Below are 14731 nucleotides of genomic sequence, written 5' to 3' on the forward strand. Positions count from 1 at the left end.
CACAGCCGGGGACGGCTGCTCTTATGGCACCCTCACAGGAGAGCGGGACATCATGTTCTCCTCAAGCAACCATTTCAGGGCGACGGCGAACGGCGGGGAACCACGTGGAGACGACGGGCGTGCGGCGGTGCCTGACGTGGCTGCTGCTGACCTGGGGCGTGACCAGGCTGCTGCTGCTTTTGTTCGTCTTCAAGGTGTACGCCTTCCCCGGGCCGGACGTCACCAGTGACGTGTCGGTCATCTACCAGGGCTGGTACGACGTCCTGCGCACCGGAACGTTCCCGCAGTCCGACGTGACCTGGCAGTATCCGCCCGCCGCGGCGCTCGCGATCCTCTCCCCCGCGCTGCTGCCCTTCCTGGAGTACACGCAGGCCTTCTTCCTCATGGCCTTCGCCGCGGACCTGGCCGCCCTCCTCCTGCTGCTGTACGCGGGCGTGCGCCCCGGACGGCGGCTGCGGGGAGCCTGGGTGTGGGTGGCGGGCGTACCCCTGCTCGGCCCGACCGTCTACTCCCGCTACGACGTGATGGTGACCGTGGTGGCCGTCGCCGCGGTCCTGGCGGCCGCCCGGCATCCGAAGGTTGCCGGGGCGCTGGTGGGGTTCGGGGCGCTGCTGAAGGTGTGGCCCGCGCTGATCCTCGTCGGGATCCGCAGGCGGAGCGTCTGGGCCGCGGCGACGGTGACGGTCGTGGTGGTGGCCGGACTGTTCTCCGTCGCGATGCCCGGGGCCTTCGCCTTCCTGACCTTCCAGCGGGAGCGGGGCACCGAGGTGGAGTCGCTGGGCTCGCTGGTCTTCCACATCGCCCGGCACCACGGCTGGGAGGGCTCGGTCCTGCTCAACTACGGCTCGGTCGAGTTCCTCGGCCCCTGGGTGACCATGGTCAGCACCGCCGCGCTCGCGCTGACCGGCATGGCCTTCGGACTGCTGCTGCTGTGGCGGCTCGCGGCCACCCGGTTCGAGGCGCACACGGCGGCCGACGCGGCGCTGGTGGCGGTGCTGATGTTCACCACCACCAGCCGCGTGATCAGCCCGCAGTACATGGTGTGGCTGGTCGGTCTCGCGGCGGCCTGTCTGTGCTTTCGCGCGAGCCGGATGGGCGTGCCGGCCGTCATGGTGCTCATGGCGTGCTTCGTGACGGTCCTGGAGTTCCCGATCTGGTTCGCGGACGTCGTGGGGAGCACCCCACGCGGCATCGTCCTCCTGATCGCGCGCAACGGCCTGCTGGTTCTCGCCACCGTCATCGGCATGCGCGAGCTGTGGAAGGCGACGGTCCACAAGCCCGCCCTGGCGGTCCCGGTGCCGGATCAGGCCGAGGCTCCCGCCCAGGAGGCCTCCGCCTCTTCCTGAACCCCGGCACGCGTCCGCCGGAACAGCACCGTCACCACTCCGCACTGAAGGGCCATGGCCAGCGCCATCGCCAGGCACACGCCGGGCAGTCCGAGGCCCGTGCAGCCGTACGCCAGCACCAGCTGGGCCACCGTGCCGAGCAGCGTCACCCGCAGCAGCGCCCGCGCCTGTCCACTGCCCTCGAAGACCCCGCCGAGCGCGATGAAGCACGCCATCAGCAGCAGGTACGGCCCTACGCAGCGCAGGAAGAGCACGCCGTCGTGGGCGACTTCGGGGCCCGCGCCGAAGGCGGCCATGATCCAGGGGGCGGTCACGAAGAGCAGCACCGCCGCCACGAGCCCCACCGCGCCGGACACGACCGCCGCCTCCCGCCCGATCACCCGCCGCGCGTCCCGTCCGGCGCCCCGCAGGTGCGCGGTGTGGATGGAGGCGGCCTGCCGAACGGCGTAGAAGGCCATGGTTGCCACGTACATGACCTTGTACGCGAGGGAGTAGGCGGCCACCGCCGTCACCCCGAGCCGCGCAACGATCGCCATCAGCACGAGCGCGCCGCCCTGGCGCACGGTGAAGTCGGCGGCCATGGGCAGCCCGGTGGTCAGCGTCGCGCGCAGCGGGACACCGGCCGGGCCACCCGGGCGCGATCGGAGCAGCGTGTTCCGGCGCAGGGCGAGCAGTCCCACCCCGAGGGTCAGGCCCCGGCACAGCACGGTGGAGGTCGCGGCGCCCTGGACGCCGTACCCGTGGATCAGGAACGGATCGCCCACCAGGATCAGCCCGTTCGCGAGGAGAGCGAGCCGCATGGGGGTCCGGGTGTCGCCGGCGCCCTTGAGGATGCCGTCGACGAGTTGCTGGGCGAAGAAGACGGCGATGCCGGGCATCGAGATCGCGAAGTAGGCGGTGGCCAGGGACACGGCCCGCCCGCCGTCGAGCACCAGCCGGGCCAGCGGCTCGCGCAGCAGGAAGCCGCCCACGGCGACCACCGGGGTGACCAGCGCCCACAGCGCCACGCCGCCGCGCACGGCCGCCCGCACCCCGCCGGGATCCCGCGCGCCCCGGGCGTGCGCCACCAGCACGGTCGTCCCGGAGGCGAAGACGAGCGCCACGCCGAGCAGCACGTTCTCGGTGTTGGTGGCGACGGCCACGGCGGCGACGGCGGGCCCGCCGAGCCGGGAGACCCACACGGTGTTGATGATCCCGGCGGCGACGGAGGCCAGCAGGCCGAGGTAGACGGGATGGGCGAGCACGACGAGTTGTTTGCGATGGCTGTTCATCCGGAGTCCCCCTCTATTCGAGCTACCTCGAATAGAGATAGCTCGATAAGAGGTAGCATGACGTCACGACCCCCGCAAGGAGGAATGCAGTGCTGGAGCTGTCGATCCTCGGCTTCCTCGCCGAAGAACCCCTGCACGGCTACGAACTCAAGGAGCGCATCAAGGCGCTCACCGGCCATGTCCGCCCGGTCAGCGACGGCGCGCTCTATCCGGCGATCACGCGTCTCGTCACGGCGGGCAAGCTCGACGAGCGGGCGGAGCCGGGCGCGAGTGCGGCCCCTCGTCGGACGCTGTCACTGACCGGTCTGGGGCGCGAGGAACTGCTGGAGCGGCTGCGGCACCCGAAACAGGCCGAGATCACCGACCAGGTCCGTTTCAACACCGTCCTCGCGTTCCTGCGGCACCTGCCGGACCGGCGGGAGCAGGCAGCCGTACTGCGCCGGCGGCTGGATTTCCTCCAGACGCCGACCAGCTTCTTCTACGACGGCGGCGAACCGGTGGGCGCGGAGGAGACGGACGACCTGTTCCGGCAGGGCATGCTGCGGGTGGCGCGGGCGACCGGCCAGGCCGAGCGGGCGTGGCTGGCGGAAGCCATCGAGCGGTTGGATCAGCCGAGCTGAGCCCGCAGATACTCCCGCCACTCGGCCGTGAATGCCTTCAGGTCGGTGCCGAGCACCTTCGCCATGGCCTCCTCCACCGCCCCCGGCCGCTTCGTGTGCGTGCCCACGGCCCGGTAGAACTCGCCCAGCTCGGCCTCGCCCCACCGGTCCGCGATCATCCGGCAGGCCATCCAGCCGCTCTCGTAGGACGTGGCGAGCGCGGTCGCGCTGCCGGCGAAACCGAAGTCCGCGTCGGACGGCAGGACCGTCGGCACCCGGCGCTCGGCGACGGCCTCTCCCAGCTCCGGTGCGGCCTCGGCCGGGGTGCGTCCGGTGCCGCGGTAACCGACCCAGTCGGCGTACCCCTCCGACAACCACAGCGGAGTCGCGGCGGTGGTGTCGGCGCGGGTGGCGACATGGGTGGTCTCGTGGGTGAGCACGACCTGCCCGCCCACAGTGCCGAGGAGGCCGTAGGCGTCGGGGTTGACGATGATCCGGTCCGCGGGCGCCTGCGCCGGGGCGCCGGTCTCGCCGGTGGTGACGGCCGCTATCCCACGGTACGAGGAGGCGGGCGAGCCGAGCAGGCCCCCCATCCCCGCCACGGACCTCGGTACGAGAACGACGACGTGCCGGGACCACGCGGTGCCCCAGGCGTCCGACACGGCGGGCACGGCATGGTCGGCCAGATCCGCGAAGGAGTGCAGCTTCTCACCGGACTGTCCGACGCCGAGGACCAGACTGTGCTTTCCGCGGACGACGGTCACCTCGCCCTGGTCCCACAGCTGCTGCGGGGCCTTCTTGGCGGGCTCCTCACCGACGACGTACCACTGGTCGGACGCGTCCAGGGAGAGGGCCAGGGTGCGGGCGACGGTGACGGGGGCACTGTCGTAGCCCTGGACCTGGTAGCGCAGTTCCGCGTCGGCGGTGGCGGTGGAGCCGCTGCGGTGGACGCCGGTGACCTTGTAGGACCAGGAGGCGAGCGGCACCGCGCTGACGTCCTCGAACCAACTCGCGGTGCCCGTCTCGGCGATCGCCGCCTTGTCCCGGTCGAGGACAGCGGTGGCCCGCCGGTCGAGGACGCGCTGCACGTCGGCCTTCGCGGTGTCGGTGGCCGTCGGCCTCCCGCCGCAGGCCACCAGCGAGGTCAGCAGCAGGCACAGCACCACGACACCGTGTTTCGACGCCCGCCTTCGACCAGCCATGTTTCCCGATCGTACGGGTATCGGAGCCGTCGGTCAGGGGCGCGTGACCGTCGCCCCCGGCATCATGCCCACCGGGTCGTAGCGCACCGGGGCACCGGGATAGGGGGCGTGGACGACCTGACCGTTGCCGACGTACATGCCGACATGGCTGGCGTCGCCCCGGTAGGTGACCAGGTCGCCGGGGCGCGCCTGGGAGAGCGGGACCTGGCGGCCGGCGTAGCGCTGGGCCTGGGACGTGCGGGGCAGGGAGACGCCGGCCTGGGCGTAGGCCCACTGCATCAGGCCCGAACAGTCGAAGCCGGTGGGCCCGTTGGCGCCCCACACGTACGGCATGCCGATCGCGGACTGCGCGGCGGCCACCGCGGCGGCCGCCCGGCCCGAGGGCGCCACCGCACCCGAGAGGTCGGACATCCCGGAGCGGCCGGAGCGGGAGGCCCGGTCGTAGGCGGCGCGTTCGTCGGACGGCAGGGAGTTGAGCAGCTCGCGCGCTCTGGCGAGCTTCCTCTCGACGGTCCGCTTGTGGGAGGCGACGGCCTTGCGGCTCTTCTCCAGTTCACCGAGCTTTTGTGCCGCTTCGCTGCGCTCCTGGGCGAGTTCGCGCATGGCCTCCTGGAGGTCCTTGAGCGCACCCGCCTGATGGGCGTTGATCCGGTCGAGGACGGCGGCCTTGTCGAGGTACTCGTCCGGGTCGTCGGAGAACAGCAGCGCGAGGGACGGGTCGAGGCCGCCGGAGCGGTACTGGGCGCCGGCCTGCGAACCGAGCGCCTCCCGCATGGAGTTGATGCGCTCCTGCTGCCGCGCGATCTCGTCCTGCGCGGTTCCGACCTCCTCGCGCAGCGAGTCGGCGCGCTCGTCCGCCTTGTTGTAGGCCTCGGTGGCGTGCTCGGCCTCCTCGTAGAGACGGTCCACCTCGGCCCGGGTGTCGTCGGACGGGGCGGCGACGGCCGGTACGGCGCCGAGCGCGGCGGCCGCCGCGGACAGCACGGACAGGGCGGCACCGGCGCCCCGGTTGAACCCGGACGTCTGGACAAGGCGGCGATGGGACCCCACGGGAAGCCGCGCTCCTTCCACTGGCGGACAGAGACGTTCCCCGGCGAGGGGGAAACGCGGCCGACAGTAGCCCCGCGGCGGGGGCGTATCCAACGACCTCCGGGGGCGCACAACGTGACACCCCGCCTATGACGCAGGTCATGGGCGGGGCGGGCGGTCAGTTGTGGTTGTCGCGATTCGCCCGAACGGGCGGCGAGTCGTCGCGATCTTGAGCGGTCAGGAGGCTCAGTTGATGCGCACGCCGAACTGGAACGGCATGTTGTTGATCGACTCGTAGCGCACGACCGTGCCGGTGCGCGGGGCGTGGATGACCTGGCCGTTGCCCGCGTACAGGGCGACGTGGTGCAGGTCGCCGTAGAAGATGACCAGGTCGCCGACCTTGAGGTCGCTCATGCTGTAAATGCGCGTGCCGGCGTTGGCCTGGGCCTGGGAGGTGCGCGGGATGGTGATGCCGGCCTGGGCGTAGGCCCAGGAGGTCAGGCCCGAGCAGTCGTAGGAGGCGGTGCCGGTGGCGCCGTAGACGTACGGCTTGCCGAGCTGGGTCTGGGCGGCATGGAAGGCGGCCAGGGCCCGGGAGGAGGCGGCGGTGGCGTCACCGAGGTCCACGCGCTCGCTGGCGGAGCGGCTGGCGCGGGCGTCGGCGGCGGCGAGGGCTGCCTTCTCGGCGGCCGTCAGCGTGTTGAGGAGCTTCTGCGCCTCGGCGAGCTTGCCCTGAACGGCCTTTTTCTGCTTGGCCAGTTCGGTGCGGGTGCTCGAGAGGTCCTTGAGCTTCTCGGAGGCCTCGGCGCGGTCCTGGGCCAGCTCGCGCTGCTTCTCCTGGATCTTCTTCAGCGCCTCGACCTGCTGGGAGCTGAGCTGGTCCGCGGTGGACGCCTTGTCCAGGTAGTCCTCCGGGTTGGAGGACAGGAAGAGCTGGAGCGAGGAGTCGATGGTGCCGCTGCGGTACTGCGCGGCGGCGGCGAGGCCTATGGAGTCCCGCAGTTCGTTCAGGTCGTCCTGGCCGCGGGCCACGTTGTCCTGGATGGTGGAGATCTCCTTCTGGAGCTTCTCCTGCTTCTCCTTGGCGCCGTTGAGCTTCTCGGTGGCCTGCTCTGCCTGCTCGTAGAGGGCGTCGACCTTCGCCTTGACCTCGTCCTTGCTCGGCTTCTCGCTGGGCGCGGCGTTGGCGGCATTGGCACTGAGGGCCACGGCGGCAGCGGCTGCGGTCGTGAGCACGGTCACGCGCGTACGGCTCGGCTGCTTGGGTCGACGGTGGGACGCCACGGAGGTGAACTCCTTCTTTTGAGTGATCACCCGCTCGGAGGTTCGAGCCCAGACCCTAGTGACCTACCCGTGATCAGTTCAAATCCTCAGGAGCAAAATCTCGTCACGCCCTGCATTCTTTGCACATAACTCACATGCAGTGAGGTCAACTTGACACTACGTTGCGTGACGATACGGCTAATTCGGTCATTCAGCCTGGACTTTGATGTTTAGGACAGCCGCTTCAGGAGCACCGCGGAAGCGACCGGGCGCGCCCCCGCCTTGGCGATGCCGTCGGCGACCTCGCGGTCGGTCGAGGCGACGATCACCGGCCGTCCGGGCGGCTCGGCGCGCACCAGCTGGCGGATCAACTCGTCGGCGGTGACGCCCGCCTTGGAGAACAGCACCCGCACCCCGCGCGGCGGCGCGAGCAGCACGGGCGCGGCCAGCTCGGCCCCGTCGAAGACACAGGTCACCTCCGCCCCGGTCTGCGCGGCGAGCTGGGAGAGCTGCCCCAGGAGCCTCAGGCGCTGCTTCTCCAGCGGCATCTGGGGATAGCCGGTCTTGGTGACGTTGTAGCCGTCGACCACCAAGTGCGCCTGGGGCAGGGCCAGAAGCTGGTCCAGGATCGCGGGGTCGTTCTCGGACAGCGCCCGCGCGGCGATGTCCTTCGGGGTCATGCGGCCCGGTTCGACCGCGTCCACCGTCTCGGCGGGCCGCACGGAGACCGGCGGCAACGCCAGCTCCCGCCGCAGCCCCTGGGCCGCGTCCAGAACGGTGTCCAGAAGCAGACGCACGCGCATGTCCTCGACACTGCGCCCCTCTCGCGCCGCTCTGCGCGTGGCCTCCAGAGCGGCCTCCGACTCCCCGAGGCGAGCCTTCAGGCGCCGGGACTCGCTCTCGGCGGCGGACACCTGGGTCTGCGCCTCGGTGCGTACGGTCTCCATCTCGCCCTGAAGCTTGCGCAGGGCCGCCTCACCACGCTTGACGTCACTGAGTGCCGCGCGCAGCTTTCGGTGAAGCGATTCGGCTTCCTTCTTGGCGGACTCCAGCTCGGTGCGCAGCCGCTCGGTCTCGGCGCGCGTCTGGTCGCGGGCGGCGGCGACCTCCTCGCGCAGCCGCTCCAGCTCGGCGCGGCTCTCCTCGTCGGCCCGCTCGGCGTCCGCCCGCAGGGCCTCCTCGCCCGCCGCGGTGACCAGCTTGACCCAGCCGGTCGGCCGCAGAACATAGGCCGCGGCCGCCACATCGAGCGGATCCGCGGCCGGGGGCGGCGCACCGGAGTCGAGCGCACCGGCCAGCTCCGGCTGGACCTCTCTGAACTTCTCCCCGATCCGCTGACGGAACAACGGATCGGTCTCCAGCGCGGCCGCCATGGCGTTGCCCGCGAACTTGGCCCGCCGGTTCGGCGCGAAGCGCGCGTACTGCCTGAGCTGTGCGGGCAGTTCGCCGACGGTCAGCCCGCCGAAGCCCTCCGAGACGATGTGCACGACCCTGCGGCGCACACCGTCGGGCAGCGGACGGTCGAGCACCTCGGCGGCGCCGTCGCCCGGCTCCCCGCCTTGTGTCTCCACCATCCGTCACACCCCATCACTGTGCGGGGCCGGCTCTGTCAGGAGTCGGCGCCCGGCCTGTCCACGAGTTCCACCTGGTCCACGGCGTTGCACCAGCGGCACCGCACCGACTCGATGGTCTCACTGACCACCTCGCGCTCCTCGACCTTCGGCTCTCCGGCCAGATCGAGGTGGACGTACTCGACGACCTTCGACGAGCGGGTCACGTCGAAGCGCGTGAGGTTGCCGCAGAGGGTGCAGCGCCACCGGGTCGAGGCGGTCGGGAGGGGAACCGTCATCGTGACTGTGCTCTTTCCTACTAGCCATTGTCCGTGACACACCGGCGTCCCGGTGCGTGTGGCTCGTAACCCTAAGGCCTGGCGGGTACTCGCCGCTCGGGCGTCCACAGGGCCTGTCCGACGGCGAGGCGGTCTGTGCGGGTGCGTCCTGTTACGCCATGCTCTGTGTTCGTGATCAGTAACTGGAGGGTGACGGTCGGTGGAGCGAACAGGTCGCTGTGGGGGCCGGCACCGGTCACCTACGGTCTGATCGCCCTGTGCTCTCTGATCTTCCTGGTCGGCCCTGCCTCGGGGCTCGATCCGGCGTACGGCACCGGGGACGCGGCCCTGGCCGCTCAGCGGGCCTACTTCCACCGCTGGGGCGTGGTCCCGGCCGAGCTGTTCGCGAACTCCCCCGGTGCCGCCCTCACCCCGGCCACCGCGCTGTTCGTCCACGGCAGCTGGGTGCATCTGCTGGGCAACATGCTCTTCCTCTACGTCTTCGGGATGATGGCCGAGGAACGGATGGGCCGGGTGCAGTTCCTCCTCTTCTACGTCGGCTGCGGCTATCTCGCGCTGCTGGGCTACGCGGCCGCCAACGCCGACTCCGAGCAGTCCCTGGTCGGTGCCTCCGGGGCGATCTCGGCGGTCCTCGGCGCGTTCCTGTTCCTCTTCCCCGGAGCCCGGGTGACCAGTCTCCTGCCGTTCCTCTTCTTCCTCCCGCTGCGCTTCCCGGCCTGGGTCGTGCTCCCCTTCTGGGCGGCGCTGCAGTGGCTGGCGGCGGGCCGCGCCTCCGAAGGCCCGGGGGTGGCCTACCTGGCCCACCTGGTGGGCTTCGGCCTGGGCCTGGTCTTCGCGTGGGTGCGCTTCGGCCGTACCACTAGAGTGAAGTCCGCCCCAGCTCCGTCCCCCGAGGGAGAGAACCAGCCGTGATCACCGCGATCGTCCTCATCAAGACCAGCGTGGACCGGATCCCCGAGATCGCGGAGCGGATCGCCGCGCTGGACTCCGTGAGCGAGGTCTTCTCCGTCACGGGCACCTACGACCTGATCGCCATGGTCCGGGTCAAGCAGCACGAGGACCTCGCCGAGGTCATCCCCGGCAGCATCAGCAAGATCCCGGGCGTGGAGGGAACGGACACGCACGTGGCGTTCCGGACCTACTCCCAGCACGACCTGGAGGCCGCGTTCGCGATCGGCCTCGACGGCTAGACCCTAGGAGTCGAGCGCGAGCACGGTGATGCCGTCGGCGGTCGCGACGTACACGCGGCCGCTCCGGACGACAGGCGACTGGGTGCCGACGGAGGCGCCGCCCTCGACGCGCTTCCGCCAGATCTGCTTGCCCTTGCGGTTGACGCCGTAGAGCGTCGAGCCGTGGCGTGCGTAGACGGTGTCGCCGAAGACCGTCGGGTTGCTGTACTGGGTTCCGTCGTCGGTGAACTGGAAGGACCACACCGTCGACCCGTCGGCGGGGTCCAGGGCGGCGAGTTCGTAGTCGGACGCGGTGACGCCCAGGCCGCCGAAGGGCACGCAGGTGAAGTAACGGCTGCCGTACACCTTGTCGTTGGTCGCGTTCCACAGCGGCTTGCCCTTGCGGCCGATGCCGTGCAGCATCTGCTCGCCGCCCGATCCGACCACCAGCGTGTCGCCGACCAGCGCGGGCCGCCCGGTGTCGAGGCCGGCCGCCGTCGCCCAGAGCAGCTTGCCGGTCTTCGCGTCCAGCGCCTGCACCTGGTCCCCGAACGTGCCGACGTAGACCACCCCGTCCGCCACCATGGGCTCACCGGTGGGCGCCGGCCCGGTCGGCGTGGACCAGCGCACGCTGCCGTCGGGGGCGTAGGCCCGCACCCCGCCCGCGTCCGAGCCGTCGCCGTAGGACACCAGGATCAGTTGCCCCGCGGTGACCAGGAACTGGCTGTTCGCGGCGAACGCCCTGGTCCAGCGGACCTTGCCGCCCCGGCCGAGCGCGCACAGCTTGGAGGCGCCCTCCTGGTCGTCCTCCAGCAGGCAGTACACGCCCTGCGCGGTGGCGAGCGGGGACATGGCCTCGGCGCCCAGTGCGGTGTGCCACACGGTCCGCCCGTCCAGGTCCAGCGCGTGCAGCGAGCCGTCCGCGCCGCCGACGTACACCCGTGTGCCGTCGGGCGAGAGAGCGGCGCAGGGGCCGCGCCGCCCGCCGAGCCCCTGGACCTTGTACTGCCAGCCCGTCGCGGGTGTGCCGGCCGCGGACCCCGTACCGGTCGCCCCGGCCGCCATCTCGCCCTTCGGGGATCCGTCCGAGGAGTCCCGCAGCCACAGCCACCCGCCCACACCGCCGGCCGTCACGACCCCGGCACCGCCCACCGCGGCCCGCAGCAGCCGGCGCCGGGACGGCCGAGCGGGCGTCGGTGAGACATGGCTGGGCGCGGGGACGTCCGTGACGGTCACGGGCGCCACGTACTCGACCCGGCTCTCCCGCTCCCCCGAGTCGTGAGCGGGAACCCAGCGCGCACCGCTCTGCGCGGCCTCGGGCTCCTTCGCGGCACCGGAGGTGTACCACCCCGCCCGCAGTCCCTCGCGCAGCGATCCCGCGGTGTGCCCCGCGGCCGCGACCAGCTCCGCGGGCGTCGGCCGCGCGGCGGGGTCGTCCCGCAGACACGCCTCCACCAGCGGCAGTTGTTCCTCCGGTACGGCGGACAGATCGACGTCCCCGGTCAGGATCCGCAGCAGAACGACCGAATCCTGCCCCTCGCCGAACGGTTCCTTGCCGCCGGACGCGTACGCGAGGACCGCGCCCAGGGAGAAGACGTCGCTGGCCGGCACCACCTGGGCGCCGTTGCGGATCTGCTCGGGCGAGAGATAGCCGACCGACCCGACGACCACGCCGGTCCGGGTCAGTGCCGTGCCCTCCAGAGCTCTGACGATCCCGAAGTCGATGACTCTGGGCCCGTCCGGCGAGAGCAGGATGTTGGAGGGCTTGAGGTCCCGGTGCACCAGCCCCTTGGCGTGGATCGCGGCGAGCGCCTCGGCGAGCGCGGCCGCAAGCAGCCGTACCGCGTCCGCGGGCAACGGCCCCCGGTCGAGCACCGCGTCCCGCAGGTTCGGCCCCGCCACGAACTCGGTCGCCATCCACGGCCTCGCGGCCTCGGTGTCCGCGTCCACGACCCGCGCGGTGTACGTGCCCGCCCCGCCGACGGTCTGCGCGGCCCGCACCTCGTGCCGGAACCGGGCGCGGAAGGTACGGTCCTCGGCGTGCTCGGCCCGCACGACCTTCACGGCCAGCCGCAGCCCGCCCCGCGCCTCGGCGAGATACACCTCGCCCATGCCGCCGGACCCGAGTCTGCCCAGGACCTCGTAGGGCCCGATGGTCCGCGGGTCCGTCTCGCGCAGCTCCTGCACCCCGTGCTCCCCCTGCTTTCCGTACGGCTGCTGAGGGGGAGCGTATACGCGCGCCGGACGTCAGTACGTCAGACGGCCGGGACGCAGCGGCCGTCCTCGGTGCGGTACGTCCACTTCGCACCGTCCGCGACCAGTTCCTTGACGGCGCGTACGAACCGCTCCACGTGCTCGTCCGGTGTGCCCGCGCCGAAGCTCACCCGGATCGCGTTGAGGGACTTCTCGCCGGGCGCGGCCTCGGGGGCGCCGCACTCGCCCTGGGACTGCGGGTCGCTGCCGAGGAGGGTGCGGACGAGGGGGTGGGCGCAGAAGAGGCCGTCGCGGACGCCGATTCCGTACTCGGCGGAGAGGGCGGCGGCGAAGTGGGAGCTGTTCCAGCCCTCGACGACGAAGGAGATCACTCCGACGCGGGGGGCGTCGTCGCCGAAGAGGGAGAGGACGCGGACCTCGGGCACCTCGGCGAGGCCCGCCTTCACCTTCTCGATCAGGTGCTGCTCGCGGGCGACCAGGGTGTCGAAGCCGGCCTCGGTCAGGGCCCGGCAGGCGGAGGCGATGGAGTAGGCGCCGATGACGTTCGGCGAGCCGGCCTCGTGGCGGGCGGCGCTCTCGTGCCACTCCACGTCCACTCCGCCGTCCTCGCGCCGCGTGACCTTGCGGCTGGCGCCGCCGCCCGCGAGGTAGGGGTCGGCGGCCCGGAGCCAGTCGGCGCGGCCGGCCAGGACGCCCGAGCCGAAGGGGGCGTAGAGCTTGTGGCCGGAGAAGGCGACCCAGTCGACGTCGAGGTCACGGACGCTCAACGGGTGGTGCGGGGCCAGCTGGGCCGCGTCGAGCACGATTCGGGCGCCGTGGGAGTGTGCGGCTGCCGCAAGCTCCCGTACGGGCCACAGCTCACCGGTGACGTTGGAGGCGCCGGTGACGCACACCAGGGCCGGGCCCTGGGGGTCCCGGTCGGCGAGGGCCTTCTCCAGCGTCTCCACGGCCTGCCGCGGGGTGCGCGGGGCGTCGAGGTAGGTGACCCGGGCGTCCTTCCACGGCAGCAGCGAGGCGTGGTGTTCGGTCTCGAAGACGAAGACCTGGCAGTCGGCGGGAAGGGCGGCGGCGAGGAGGTTGAGCGAGTCGGTGGTCGACCGGGTGAAGACCAGCTGGTCGTCGTCCCGGCAGTCGAGGAACTCGGTGACGGTCCTGCGGGCGTTCTCGAACAGGTCGGTCGACAGCTGCGAGAGGTAGCCGGCGCCGCGGTGCACGCTGCCGTAGTAGGGCGCATAGGCCGCCACGTCGTCCCAGACGCGCTGGAGGGCGGGGGCGCTGGCCGCGTAGTCGAGGGCCGCGTAGGTGACCTCGCCGCCGGTGACGAGAGGGACGGTGACATCTCGCCCCAGAACGGGCAGCTGGGCACAAATGGTCAGGGCGGAGGCAGCGGTGGAGACAGACATGGGGAACTCCCGTGACAAGAAAGGTGAGATGGGTGTGCGGAGGCGGGGCTCGGCGCCCTATCGCATTCGCTTGCTCACGGAAGACTCCCTCGATGACCAGGACCCCTGGTTTCGAGAGGGGCCCGCGCTTGCCGCAGACCTCGCTGCCTACGGCCTGGTCTTCACCCGGGGCACCCCGCCACGGACGGAGGGTTGCCGGACAGTCGGCCGGGGCCTCATGACTGTCACTCATGACCTGGTACAGGAACGTACGTGAAGTGATCGCGGTCCCGCAACCCGTGTCCGGATGACGGGACCGCGGTGCCGTTACGCGTGGCTCGCGGCCACCCAGCGCTCCAGCGTGCGCTTGGCGGACCCGGAGTCGATCGACTCGGCCGCCTTCGCCATGGCGGCGCCGATCTGCTCGGCCAGCGTCCCCGGACCCGGGTCCAGTGCCACCAGCGCCGCCGCCGAGTTCAGCAGTACGGCATCCCGGACGGGGCCCGTCTCGCCGTCCAGCAGCCGCCGCGCGACCTCCGCGTTGTACGACGGGTCCGCGCCCCGCAGAGCCTCCACCGGGACCAGCTCGATGCCGACGTCCCGCGGGTCGAAGCTCTCCTCGGTGACCTTGCCGTCGCGCACGACCCACACCCGGGACGTGGACGTCGTGGTCAGCTCGTCGAAGCCGTCGTCGCCGCGGAAGACGAGGGAGGAGTTGCCCCGCTCGGCCAGGACGCCGGCGATGAGCGGCGCCAGGCGGGGGTCGGCGACGCCCACGGCCTGCGCCTTCACCTTGGCCGGGTTGGTCAGCGGACCGAGCGCGTTGAAGGTGGTCCGGATCCCCAACTGCCCCCGCGCGGCGGCCACATGACGCAGCGCCGGATGGAACTTGATCGCGAAGCAGAAGGTGATCCCGGCCTCCTCGGCCACCTCGGCCACCCGCTTCGGCGTCAGCTCCAGATTGACGCCGAGCTTCTCCAGGACGTCCGAGGCGCCGGACGCGGAGGAGGCGGCCCGGTTGCCGTGCTTGACGACCTTCGCGCCGGTGCCGGCGATGACGATCGCCGACATCGTGGAGATGTTCACGGTCTTCGCGCCGTCGCCGCCCGTGCCGACGATGTCGACGGTCCGGCCCGGCACCTCGATGACGTTCGCGTGCTCGTACATCGTCCGGACCAGCCCGGTGATCTCCTGGACGGTCTCGCCCTTGGCGCGCAACGCCACCGCGAACCCGGCGATCTGCGCGTCCGTGGCCTCACCGCGCATGATCAGGTCCATCGCCCAGGCGGTGTCGTCGGCGGACAGGTCACGGCCCTCCAGCAGGCCGTTGAGCAGAACGGGCCAGGAACGGCCCGCCGCGGTGTCGCCTCCAGCGGGGGTCACAGCGCTCATGGGGCCGCTCCAGAT

General features: G+C 71.6%; 13 protein-coding genes and 1 riboswitch. Of the genes, 4 read left to right on the forward strand and 9 right to left on the reverse strand.

Translation table 11 applies throughout. The annotated features are described in order from the left end of the window. Window positions 1–104: 104 nt before the first annotated feature. Window positions 105–1346, forward strand: coding sequence for a glycosyltransferase 87 family protein (locus QF027_RS13615; protein ID WP_307074733.1), 1242 nt, complete (start codon window positions 105–107; stop codon window positions 1344–1346). Here the strand turns inward: QF027_RS13615 and QF027_RS13620 are convergent. Continuing rightward, window positions 1304–2617, reverse strand: coding sequence for an MATE family efflux transporter (locus QF027_RS13620; RefSeq protein ID WP_306982679.1), 1314 nt, complete (start codon window positions 2615–2617; stop codon window positions 1304–1306). The two genes, QF027_RS13615 and QF027_RS13620, sit on opposite strands and share 43 nt — an antisense overlap. A gap of 89 nt (window positions 2618–2706) precedes the next feature. Here QF027_RS13620 and QF027_RS13625 point away from each other — a divergent pair, with 89 nt between their 5' ends. Beyond that, window positions 2707–3237: a PadR family transcriptional regulator gene (locus tag QF027_RS13625; protein ID WP_306982677.1), complete on the forward strand. Its 531-nt coding sequence runs from the start codon at window positions 2707–2709 to the stop codon at window positions 3235–3237. On the opposite strand, the gene QF027_RS13630 is transcribed toward QF027_RS13625, so the two are convergent. From QF027_RS13630 to QF027_RS13650, 5 genes are all read right to left on the reverse strand, one after another. Further along, complete coding sequence (locus tag QF027_RS13630; protein ID WP_307074735.1) at window positions 3225–4418, reverse strand: hypothetical protein; 1194 nt, start codon at window positions 4416–4418, stop codon at window positions 3225–3227. The genes QF027_RS13625 and QF027_RS13630 overlap by 13 nt on opposite strands. A 33-nt stretch (window positions 4419–4451) precedes the next feature. Next, complete coding sequence (locus QF027_RS13635) at window positions 4452–5468, reverse strand: C40 family peptidase (protein WP_307074738.1); 1017 nt, start codon at window positions 5466–5468, stop codon at window positions 4452–4454. 225 nt (window positions 5469–5693) lie between these two features. Then, window positions 5694–6731: a C40 family peptidase gene (locus QF027_RS13640; protein WP_307074739.1), complete on the reverse strand. Its 1038-nt coding sequence runs from the start codon at window positions 6729–6731 to the stop codon at window positions 5694–5696. Between the two features lie 209 nt (window positions 6732–6940). Beyond that, entirely contained in the window at window positions 6941–8284 is a 1344-nt protein-coding gene (locus tag QF027_RS13645) for an NYN domain-containing protein (RefSeq protein ID WP_307074741.1), read from the reverse strand. Window positions 8285–8319: 35 nt separating this feature from the next. Further along, window positions 8320–8559, reverse strand: a complete 240-nt coding sequence (locus QF027_RS13650) for a hypothetical protein (RefSeq protein ID WP_020137397.1) — start codon at window positions 8557–8559, stop codon at window positions 8320–8322. Window positions 8560–8730: 171 nt separating this feature from the next. Between QF027_RS13650 and QF027_RS13655 the strand changes: the two genes are divergently transcribed. Both QF027_RS13655 and QF027_RS13660 read left to right on the forward strand, forming a co-directional pair. After that, entirely contained in the window at window positions 8731–9471 is a 741-nt protein-coding gene (locus QF027_RS13655; protein WP_306982664.1) for a rhomboid family intramembrane serine protease, read from the forward strand. Further along, window positions 9468–9749, forward strand: a complete 282-nt coding sequence (locus QF027_RS13660; RefSeq protein WP_306982661.1) for an Lrp/AsnC family transcriptional regulator — start codon at window positions 9468–9470, stop codon at window positions 9747–9749. Before QF027_RS13655 ends, QF027_RS13660 begins: the two co-directional genes overlap by 4 nt. A 3-nt stretch (window positions 9750–9752) precedes the next feature. Here QF027_RS13660 and QF027_RS13665 read toward each other — a convergent pair whose 3' ends face one another. The 3 genes from QF027_RS13665 to trpD form a co-directional block, all read right to left on the reverse strand. Beyond that, window positions 9753–11915, reverse strand: coding sequence for a protein kinase domain-containing protein (locus QF027_RS13665; protein WP_307074743.1), 2163 nt, complete (start codon window positions 11913–11915; stop codon window positions 9753–9755). A 68-nt stretch (window positions 11916–11983) separates the two neighbouring features. Continuing rightward, the gene (locus QF027_RS13670) at window positions 11984–13345 is read right to left on the reverse strand and encodes an aminotransferase class V-fold PLP-dependent enzyme (RefSeq protein WP_307074745.1); all 1362 of its coding nucleotides are present in this window, start codon (window positions 13343–13345) and stop codon (window positions 11984–11986) included. Between the two features lie 119 nt (window positions 13346–13464). Next, window positions 13465–13581: riboswitch (SAM riboswitch) on the reverse strand. Between the two features lie 70 nt (window positions 13582–13651). Next, on the reverse strand, window positions 13652–14716 hold the full coding sequence (gene trpD, locus QF027_RS13675) for an anthranilate phosphoribosyltransferase (RefSeq protein WP_307074747.1): 1065 nt from the start codon (window positions 14714–14716) through the stop codon (window positions 13652–13654). Window positions 14717–14731 lie beyond the last annotated feature (15 nt).

The sequence above is a fragment of the Streptomyces canus genome, assembly GCF_030816965.1.
GTDB classification, from domain to species: domain Bacteria; phylum Actinomycetota; class Actinomycetes; order Streptomycetales; family Streptomycetaceae; genus Streptomyces; species Streptomyces canus_E.

Bases quoted from the DNA above. Each gene is read 5' to 3' on its own strand.
- QF027_RS13630 (WP_307074735.1), bottom strand. From the start codon at position 4,418: ATGGCTGGTCGAAGGCGGGCGTCGAAACACGGTGTCGTGGTGCTGTGC.
- QF027_RS13645 (WP_307074741.1), bottom strand. From the start codon at position 8,284: ATGGTGGAGACACAAGGCGGGGAGCCGGGCGACGGCGCCGCCGAGGTG.
- QF027_RS13670 (WP_307074745.1), bottom strand. From the start codon at position 13,345: ATGTCTGTCTCCACCGCTGCCTCCGCCCTGACCATTTGTGCCCAGCTG.
- QF027_RS13620 (WP_306982679.1), bottom strand. From the start codon at position 2,617: ATGAACAGCCATCGCAAACAACTCGTCGTGCTCGCCCATCCCGTCTAC.
- QF027_RS13650 (WP_020137397.1), bottom strand. From the start codon at position 8,559: ATGACGGTTCCCCTCCCGACCGCCTCGACCCGGTGGCGCTGCACCCTC.
- trpD (WP_307074747.1), bottom strand. From the start codon at position 14,716: ATGAGCGCTGTGACCCCCGCTGGAGGCGACACCGCGGCGGGCCGTTCC.